10 protein-coding genes are annotated in these 7,609 nt (G+C 43.9%); 6 read left to right on the top strand and 4 right to left on the bottom strand.

All coding sequences use genetic code 11. From position 1 onward, the window contains the following. From B3M51_RS04870 to gnd, 6 genes are all read left to right on the top strand, one after another. Positions 1 to 425, top strand: a 425-nt coding sequence (locus B3M51_RS04870; RefSeq protein WP_292757221.1) for a Slp family lipoprotein, incomplete at its 5' end; no start/stop codon positions are given. A gap of 296 nt (positions 426 to 721) precedes the next feature. Further along, positions 722 to 988 carry a hypothetical protein gene (locus tag B3M51_RS04865; RefSeq protein WP_292757219.1) on the top strand — a complete coding sequence of 89 codons (267 nt, stop codon included), beginning with the start codon at positions 722 to 724 and terminating at the stop codon, positions 986 to 988. A gap of 30 nt (positions 989 to 1,018) precedes the next feature. After that, positions 1,019 to 1,237: a hypothetical protein gene (locus tag B3M51_RS04860; protein WP_292401194.1), complete on the top strand. Its 219-nt coding sequence runs from the start codon at positions 1,019 to 1,021 to the stop codon at positions 1,235 to 1,237. 274 nt (positions 1,238 to 1,511) lie between these two features. After that, positions 1,512 to 2,219: a peptidase gene (locus tag B3M51_RS04855; RefSeq protein WP_292757217.1), complete on the top strand. Its 708-nt coding sequence runs from the start codon at positions 1,512 to 1,514 to the stop codon at positions 2,217 to 2,219. A gap of 46 nt (positions 2,220 to 2,265) precedes the next feature. Further along, positions 2,266 to 3,222, top strand: a complete 957-nt coding sequence (locus tag B3M51_RS04850) for a nucleotidyltransferase domain-containing protein (RefSeq protein WP_292757215.1) — start codon at positions 2,266 to 2,268, stop codon at positions 3,220 to 3,222. Next, complete coding sequence (gene gnd, locus B3M51_RS04845) at positions 3,219 to 4,685, top strand: decarboxylating NADP(+)-dependent phosphogluconate dehydrogenase (protein ID WP_292757213.1); 1,467 nt, start codon at positions 3,219 to 3,221, stop codon at positions 4,683 to 4,685. Before B3M51_RS04850 ends, gnd begins: the two co-directional genes overlap by 4 nt. A gap of 59 nt (positions 4,686 to 4,744) precedes the next feature. Here gnd and B3M51_RS04840 read toward each other — a convergent pair whose 3' ends face one another. The 4 genes from B3M51_RS04840 to guaA all read right to left on the bottom strand — a co-directional run. After that, on the bottom strand, positions 4,745 to 5,611 hold the full coding sequence (locus tag B3M51_RS04840) for an SdiA-regulated domain-containing protein (RefSeq protein ID WP_292757211.1): 867 nt from the start codon (positions 5,609 to 5,611) through the stop codon (positions 4,745 to 4,747). A 125-nt stretch (positions 5,612 to 5,736) separates the two neighbouring features. Next, entirely contained in the window at positions 5,737 to 6,168 is a 432-nt protein-coding gene (locus B3M51_RS04835; RefSeq protein WP_292482555.1) for a DUF6524 family protein, read from the bottom strand. A gap of 26 nt (positions 6,169 to 6,194) precedes the next feature. Continuing rightward, complete coding sequence (locus B3M51_RS04830) at positions 6,195 to 6,470, bottom strand: acylphosphatase (RefSeq protein ID WP_292757209.1); 276 nt, start codon at positions 6,468 to 6,470, stop codon at positions 6,195 to 6,197. After that, positions 6,461 to 7,609 (bottom strand): glutamine-hydrolyzing GMP synthase (gene guaA, locus B3M51_RS04825; protein ID WP_292757207.1); only part of this gene is annotated, 1,149 nt, incomplete at its 5' end. The genes B3M51_RS04830 and guaA, both read right to left, overlap by 10 nt.

Below are 7,609 nucleotides of genomic sequence, written 5' to 3'. Positions count from 1 at the left end.
CTTATGAAGAGGTGCTGCAGAATTTTGAATCCTATGAGCATCAAACAGTACGCTGGGGTGGAATGATTGCTCACGTAGCGAATTATGAGAATTTTTCTGAATTGACCATCGTACAGTTCCCATTGACTCGGTATGGTGTCCCCATCTCAACCGAAAAAAGTGCTGGCCGTTTTATTGTTCGTAGTGAAAGTTTTCTCGACCCAATGATTTATTCCCCAGAGAAACTGGCCACCTTTATTGGTACCGTTAACTCATTACAACTGCAAAAAGTCGATCAAAAAATGTTATCGCTACCGTTGATTACACTCGATGAAAGTCACGTGTGGCCACAAAAAGATCCTGAATCATCAAGGCCCTATAATCCAAAGCATGATGCGCCATTTTTAGGCTATGGCTATTATGGAACAGGCTCCTACTCTCCATAAAAACCGACACTCGCATCACTCTATTAATCTAAATAATAATTATTTGCATTTAGATTAATCAGTCCTTATACTGCATTTAACCTTATCAATATTGCTGAGGTATACGAGATGCAGTCATCAAAAAATTATTTTCCGAAACAAAATGCAATACATGTGGCGTTTAGTCCTGATCGACTAGAAGCATTAATCAGTCAGGGGAAACTACATGCCGCTGACTTTAACTGTCTGGATAAAAAATCCAAACGAACTGTGTGGAGCATGCTGCTTGCAGCGGCAGCTCACAGATTGAGTTAATCATGAATGTAAACAGAGCAGAGAGAGCAGAAACCTGGTGCGAAGCTGTCATTTTAGCCGCCAATGAACAATTGGAATCGATGTACCGCCAACACGCTTCAGCATGTATCGCGTTGCAGATTTCGAGAAATTATCGGTTATTACTAACCCATAACGAACACCCTTTAAAGAAACAGCACTGGCGAACTTTATCGCAGCGCTGGTTACTCAGTTATCAACTTCATCGAGGCCAACAGCGTGGATTACCCGATATGTTGGAAAGTCTCTGAATCTTCAAATTTAAAATAAGGATCTTTATCATGGCTTCAAATACCTGCCAGCCGGAAAACGTCTTTTCTTCCAGTACCTGTGATATCCAGTTTTGTCCTGATTGTCAGATGGTGCACGTCAACATGGGGGCTATCACCATTCGCATGACGGAGCAGCATTTTGCGACTTATGCGATTGATATCAGCAAAGCACTGTTTCATATGCGGCAGCGTGAAATACATCAGGCCGATATGCGGGTAATGATGTAACACACCATTACGATTATTATTTCTGAACGACTAAATCTGACCAAGTGTCAGTTTATCTTTCATTCCTGCTTGTGGGTCGGAAAAACTGTTTCCAGCAGTGGTGGCAAGGAATGATTGATAGACCCTAAAATTCGTTTATTAATAATGATGGTTGTCAGCAAAAAAGGGAGCTCTGCTCCCTTTTTTTGTCTGATATTTATGGCAAGATAAAATTCTGCTGCTGTTTTCAGCTATGCTTGTAGCTGCACTGAGAAAATTATTTGGGAATAGGTAAATGCTGAAAGGGATAAAAGCCACAGCGATTGTGATCATTTCTTTGCTGATGCTCATTTGGCTGACCTGTACTTTACTGCTGAACCATGCACAAGATCTCAAGCTGGACCAATACAAACTGACCAATTCATGGTTGCTTGAACGTTATCAACGGACGGATGTGCCGGTAGAACAGGGATGGCGTCTGACCGGACAGCTGTTTATGCAAATCGATTCACAACTCTATGTGAATGCCGAACCTAAACTGCTTCTTAACCGTCCATTGTTAGGTGGTATTGTGCTGGAGGATCTTATTGTTCTGGCAACGGATGACAATCTTGTTTTGTTTGATACCGAAGGCGAGTATATCGGCACACTAGGCGCTGCAGAACTTATACCTGCAGAGATCCAGAATATTGGTTTGCATCATGGTCTTCCGGTGCTGCAAACTCGGAGTGGAATGTGGCAAGGTAATTCGATACTGGATGATTGGCAATTAATTTCGTTGCATGGAGTTTCATGGAGCGAATCTATCTCTATCCCGGAATCAACTAAAAATGAACTTAGGCTGCAACTTGAAGCTCATAACATAAAGCTTACAACACTACTTGAAGACATTTGTAACGGACGCTTTTTTGGTGAACAGGGTCGTTGGCTGATTGATGCATTATTACTGTTGATTATGGTTCTTGCAGTGCGCGGCATGTTTGGATTAACAGACAAGGCATAATGGCATGATTATGCCACTATAAAAATTACTTTCAGGAGGTAGGTTTTTGAGACAGACAGGGTTTCCGTTTCTGCCCAAAGACTTCATTGAAACTGAAGATGGATTGATATTTGCCGTAGTCAGCTATCACTCGCATGATCAGAAAGTGGGCTGTTTTTTACGTTATGTGCAGGATCAACATGGTTGGCATAAAGTGGATACTGAACAGGCTAACCGTTTACTTGAACGGCACCATCCAGAGTTTCTATTTTATTCCAACCAGTTTGATGCAGCCTTTCATGCGGTACCGGTGAACAGCATTATTCATCATCACCGTCCCGAGCAACGATTGCAGCAATTACTGAAACAACCAGCCGACGATCCGCTGCAACATAAACTACATAAATTGATAGCAATTTTGCAGCAATATTCAGTGGATATTACTGCTCTGGGACTCACCGGTTCAATGCTGATAAATCAGCAAAAAGCGACGTCTGATATTGATCTGGTCATATATGGACGTGAAGCTTTCCATCAATGTCGCTCTGCCGTTAAAAAAGCAATTGCAGAAAACCTGCTGCAGAAGCTGGATAAAACTCAAATGCAGGAAAACTATCAGCGACGGGATAGTGAACTGGATTTTGTTACGTTTAGCTGGCATGAATACCGGAAATGCAATAAAGCGATGATTGATGGCAGTAAATTCGATATAGGAATGGTCTGTCTTTCAGATGAACTGGATATTGAACATCGGCATTTTCTCAAGCAAGGTATTAAAACCATCCAATGCCGGGTGACCGATGACAGTCGTGCATTTGATTTCCCTGCGCGATACCGAGTTGATAATGCGCTGACACCTGAAATTATTTCCTTTACCCATACCTACGTTGGACAAGTGGAAAAAGGAGAATTCATTGAGGTTTGTGGTGCATTGGAATGTGATGCTTCCGGAACCTGCCGAATTGTGGTCGGTTCTACACGAGAAGCCCGAGGCGAATATATAAAGGTGATTGAACAAAAATGAGTGAACTGATCCAAAATACAAAAGCAGATATAGGTGTAGTAGGTCTGGCCGTTATGGGACAGAACTTGGTGCTCAACATGAATGATAAAGGCTTTAAGGTCGCGGTTTATAACCGGACTAGCTCTAAAGTCGATGAGTTTCTGGAAGGGCCGGCAAAAGATACCAACATTATCGGTTGCCATGATCTGAAAAAATTTGTCGAAAGCCTGCAAATGCCACGTCGGGTAATGTTGATGGTGAAAGCAGGACCCGTGGTGGATTCCTTTATTGAGCAGCTGGTTACCTATCTGGATAAAGGCGACATCATTATTGATGGTGGTAACTCGCTGTTTAATGACAGTGACAGACGTACCCATGAACTGCATAAAAAAGGCATTCTGTTTGTCGGCAGTGGTGTTTCAGGTGGTGAGGAAGGCGCACGTTTCGGACCTTCTTTGATGCCTGGTGGTAATAATGCTGCTTGGCCTGCAATTAAACCCATTTTTCAAGCCATCGCCGCACAAGTGGATGGTGAAGCCTGTTGTGACTGGGTCGGTAATGATGGCGCAGGCCATTATGTAAAAATGGTGCATAACGGCATTGAATACGGTGATATGCAATTGATTTGCGAAGCCTATCAAATGATGCGCGAAGGCCTGGGTATGTCGGGGGATGAAATTCAGCAGGTATTTTCTGAATGGAATGAAGGCGTTCTGGACTCCTATCTGATCGAGATTACCCGCGATATCCTGGCGGTTAAAGAGCCGGATGGCAGTTTGCTGATTGATCATATTCTGGATACTGCCGGTCAAAAAGGAACAGGTAAATGGACAGGTATTAATGCACTGGAGTTAGGTATTCCATTAACGCTGATTGGAGAAGCCGTATTTTCCCGCTGTTTATCTGGTCTGAAAGATGAACGGGTGACTGCCTCTAGTGTTTTGCCTGCAGGGGCTGGTGAGTTTTCCGGCGATAAAGCTGAAATGGTTAACGCAATTCGTGATGCCTTATACGCCTCGAAAATTATTTCCTATGCCCAAGGTTATATGTTGATGCGTGAAGCAGCCAAAACCTATGGGTGGGAACTCAATTATGGTGGTATTGCATTGATGTGGCGAGGCGGTTGTATTATTCGCAGTCGCTTTCTGGGTAATATTCGCGACGCTTTTGAACGTAACCCCCAACTGGGAAATCTGTTATTGGATGATTTCTTCATTGATGCAATCACTGAGGCCTTACCGGGTTGGCGTAAAGCCGTAGGCTGTGCCATCAGTCTTGGGGTTCCTGTACCTGCATTCAGCAGCGCATTATCTTTCTATGATGGTTATCGCAGTGAACGCTTACCGGCCAATTTATTGCAGGCCCAGCGAGATTATTTTGGTGCTCACACGTATGAGCGGCTGGATAAGCCCCGCGGTGAATATTTCCATACCAACTGGACTGGCAGAGGTGGTAATGTTTCAGCATCCACCTATGAAGCGTGAAGCCAGTAAATTGAAACACTGAAGAGGGCGGGGTAACCGCCCTTTTTAATATTCAAAATTTACAAAGGTCTAGTTCTTGTCAGCACCATAAACTGGTTAGGTTCGCCAACAATATAAATATTACCCTCAGCATCGGTAGTAACCCCTTCCGGCTGGGCCATTTTTGGCCAAAGACGATATGGGCCAGTGCCTAATCTGATTCGGGATTTTTCCTGTCCTGCCAAATCAATTACATGCAGGCTGTTTGAGTCATCACTTAACACCAGTAAACTTTCATCCTGCCCCTGCAACAAGGTCAGACCCGAGAAATCACCTACCTCCAGACGCAGATTTTTCATTACATGAAACTGGTTGGTCTGTGTATCGTTTGCCAGTGCGAAATGCATTATCCGGGCAGGCTTCTCTTGCACAAAAAACACGCCATGCTGTGATGAATAGGCAATCCCCTCAATGCCTTTATTCGCTTTTTCAGGAGGAAGCAGGGCGAGGGTTTTTATATCAGAATAGTGAACTTCTGTCGTGGTGTCGTGTATGTCAACAAAGCTAATGGTTTGCTGCCGCTCTTCGCTGATAATAAATCGATCGCCACCAACATAATCAATACTTTCAGTATCAGAAAAACCTATTAAATCAATTTTTCTCAGTAGTTGACCATTTTTACTGATGACAACGATCTGCTCAGGATTATTAACAATTCCATACAGATGTCCAGAATCAGGATGATAAGTTATGCCGGATAAATTATCTTCTATACCATCAATCGTCAGCGTCTTGCTTAACAGATAGTGATTAAGATCCCATACTTCAGTGGTTTTAGTTGTGGCAGAACTGACTGTACTGAACCAAAGACAGCCACTTAAAATCGTGCTGAGCAATAATACAATAAGTAGTAATCTCGACCGGGTTTTATCCGAGAAAAGAGCCATGCGTTTATCCTTCAACTTGGTTAATCTACCAATGCCAGACATTGATATGACGTTAAGAAGAACGATAATCCTTGAGGCTTAACTCAAACTGAAAAATAGCGTTGAATCAGAACTATTTTTAGGGCTTATTCATCAACATCATCCATATCGGCTTGTCCTGATAAGCGACGCCGTATGTGCGACCATGACATTCCCACTGCGAGCACAGTAGCGATAAGAAATAAAATGATATAGGTAAAAGCGGCATGATGCCGGAGTTCCAGAATACCTAAATCAAATAACCACCAGATAATAATGGCAAAAAAGGCAAAAGCGAGGATCAGACCAAATCCCCCTAATGATCGGAATGTTGCTCTGAGATAAACCGTCCAGCCAATCAGAATAATAACGGTAGCCATGGCAAATGGAGGCGTGATGTTCATACCAGCGTTGCCAAACAGAGCATCATTAGCCCAATGATAATAACTGTAACCACTCGGGTTATAACTGATAAAGACCAGTAAAACAGCAAACAGCAAACGTAATAAAAAGCCTTTACTATTAAAACGTTGTGCCATGACCGTCTCCTAAATTATTTATTGGGCTAACGAATCTCAAACTGGGTAAATTCGCCGGTAGCTGTTATTTTTTCCAGACTGATATCAGTGATCTGCGCAAAATTCGGTCCTTGCCAGGCCCACTCAAGTAACTGCTCCAGTTGAGCAGGTTCAGCTTCGGCCACCATCTCAACCTGTCCACTGCGCAGGTTACGCACCCAGCCTGTTACGCCTATTTTCTGCGCTGCGATTTGCGCCGACATACGATAGCCGACACCTTGCACGCGACCTTCAATTAAAAAGTGATACCGCGTTATTCCCATTCGATCGTAGCAGGTGGTTTGCCGGAGATATCGTAGACTACTCGTGAGATACCATTGATTTCATTAATAATCCGACGTGACACCAGATCCAGAAACTCATAAGGCAGGTGTGCCCAGCGAGCGGTCATAAAATCGATGGTTTCCACTGCGCGCAATGCAACTACATAGTCATAGCGACGACCATCACCCATTACACCAACTGATTTGACGGGTAAAAATACCACAAACGCCTGGCTGGTTTTATCATACAAATCATGAGCGCGCAGTTCTTCGATAAAGATGTTATCGGCCTTGCGCAATAAGTCGGCATATTCTTTTTTGACTTCACCCAGGATACGTACACCAAGGCCAGGGCCCGGGAATGGATGGCGATATACCATGTCGCTTGGCAGGCCTAACTCAACGCCCAGTTTACGTACTTCATCTTTAAACAGTTCACGTAAAGGCTCAATTAACTTGAGTTTCATGTGCTCCGGTAAACCGCCGACATTGTGATGCGTTTTAATCACATGGGCTTTACCGGTTTTAGAAGCAGCAGATTCGATTACATCGGGATAAATGGTGCCTTGAGCCAGCCACTGCACATTCGTCAGTTTGGAAGCTTCTTCATCAAATACTTCGACAAACTCACGACCGATGATTTTCCGTTTGGCTTCCGGATCATTTTCACCAGCCAATGCAGAGAGAAAACGATCTTCAGCATCGACGCGAATCACTCTGATGCCCATATGTTTGGCAAACATCGCCATCACCTGATCACCTTCGTTTTCACGCAGCAGGCCATTATTTACAAATACACAAATCAGCTGATCGCCAATTGCACGGTGCAGTAAAGCTGCCACAACTGAAGAATCGACGCCGCCTGATAAACCCAGCAATACTTCATCTTTGCCAACTTGCTGGCGGATGGTTTCAATGCTGTCTTCAATAATATTGGCGGAGGTCCATAAGGTTTCACAGCCACAGATTTCAGTGATAAAACGCGAAATCATACGTTGCCCCTGAGTGGTATGTGTCACTTCAGGATGGAACTGCACACCGTAGAACCGTCGTTCTTCATCCGCCATACCGGCAATAGGCGCACTGTCGGTGCTGGCAATGATTTTAAATCCTTCGGGCAACTGGCTGACCCGATCACC

Origin of the sequence: Methylophaga sp. UBA2689, assembly GCA_002354555.1 — a bacterium.
Taxonomy (GTDB): Bacteria; Pseudomonadota; Gammaproteobacteria; order Nitrosococcales; family Methylophagaceae; genus Methylophaga.
Note: the sequence above shows the minus strand (reverse complement) of the source record. Positions and strands in the feature narration are given on the sequence as shown.

Coding starts and splice junctions, on each gene's coding strand:
- B3M51_RS04865 (WP_292757219.1), top strand. CDS start 722: ATGAATGTAAACAGAGCAGAGAGAGCAGAAACCTGGTGCGAAGCTGTC.
- B3M51_RS04860 (WP_292401194.1), top strand. CDS start 1,019: ATGGCTTCAAATACCTGCCAGCCGGAAAACGTCTTTTCTTCCAGTACC.
- B3M51_RS04855 (WP_292757217.1), top strand. CDS start 1,512: ATGCTGAAAGGGATAAAAGCCACAGCGATTGTGATCATTTCTTTGCTG.
- gnd (WP_292757213.1), top strand. CDS start 3,219: ATGAGTGAACTGATCCAAAATACAAAAGCAGATATAGGTGTAGTAGGT.
- B3M51_RS04840 (WP_292757211.1), bottom strand. CDS start 5,611: ATGGCTCTTTTCTCGGATAAAACCCGGTCGAGATTACTACTTATTGTA.
- B3M51_RS04835 (WP_292482555.1), bottom strand. CDS start 6,168: ATGGCACAACGTTTTAATAGTAAAGGCTTTTTATTACGTTTGCTGTTT.
- B3M51_RS04830 (WP_292757209.1), bottom strand. CDS start 6,470: ATGGGAATAACGCGGTATCACTTTTTAATTGAAGGTCGCGTGCAAGGT.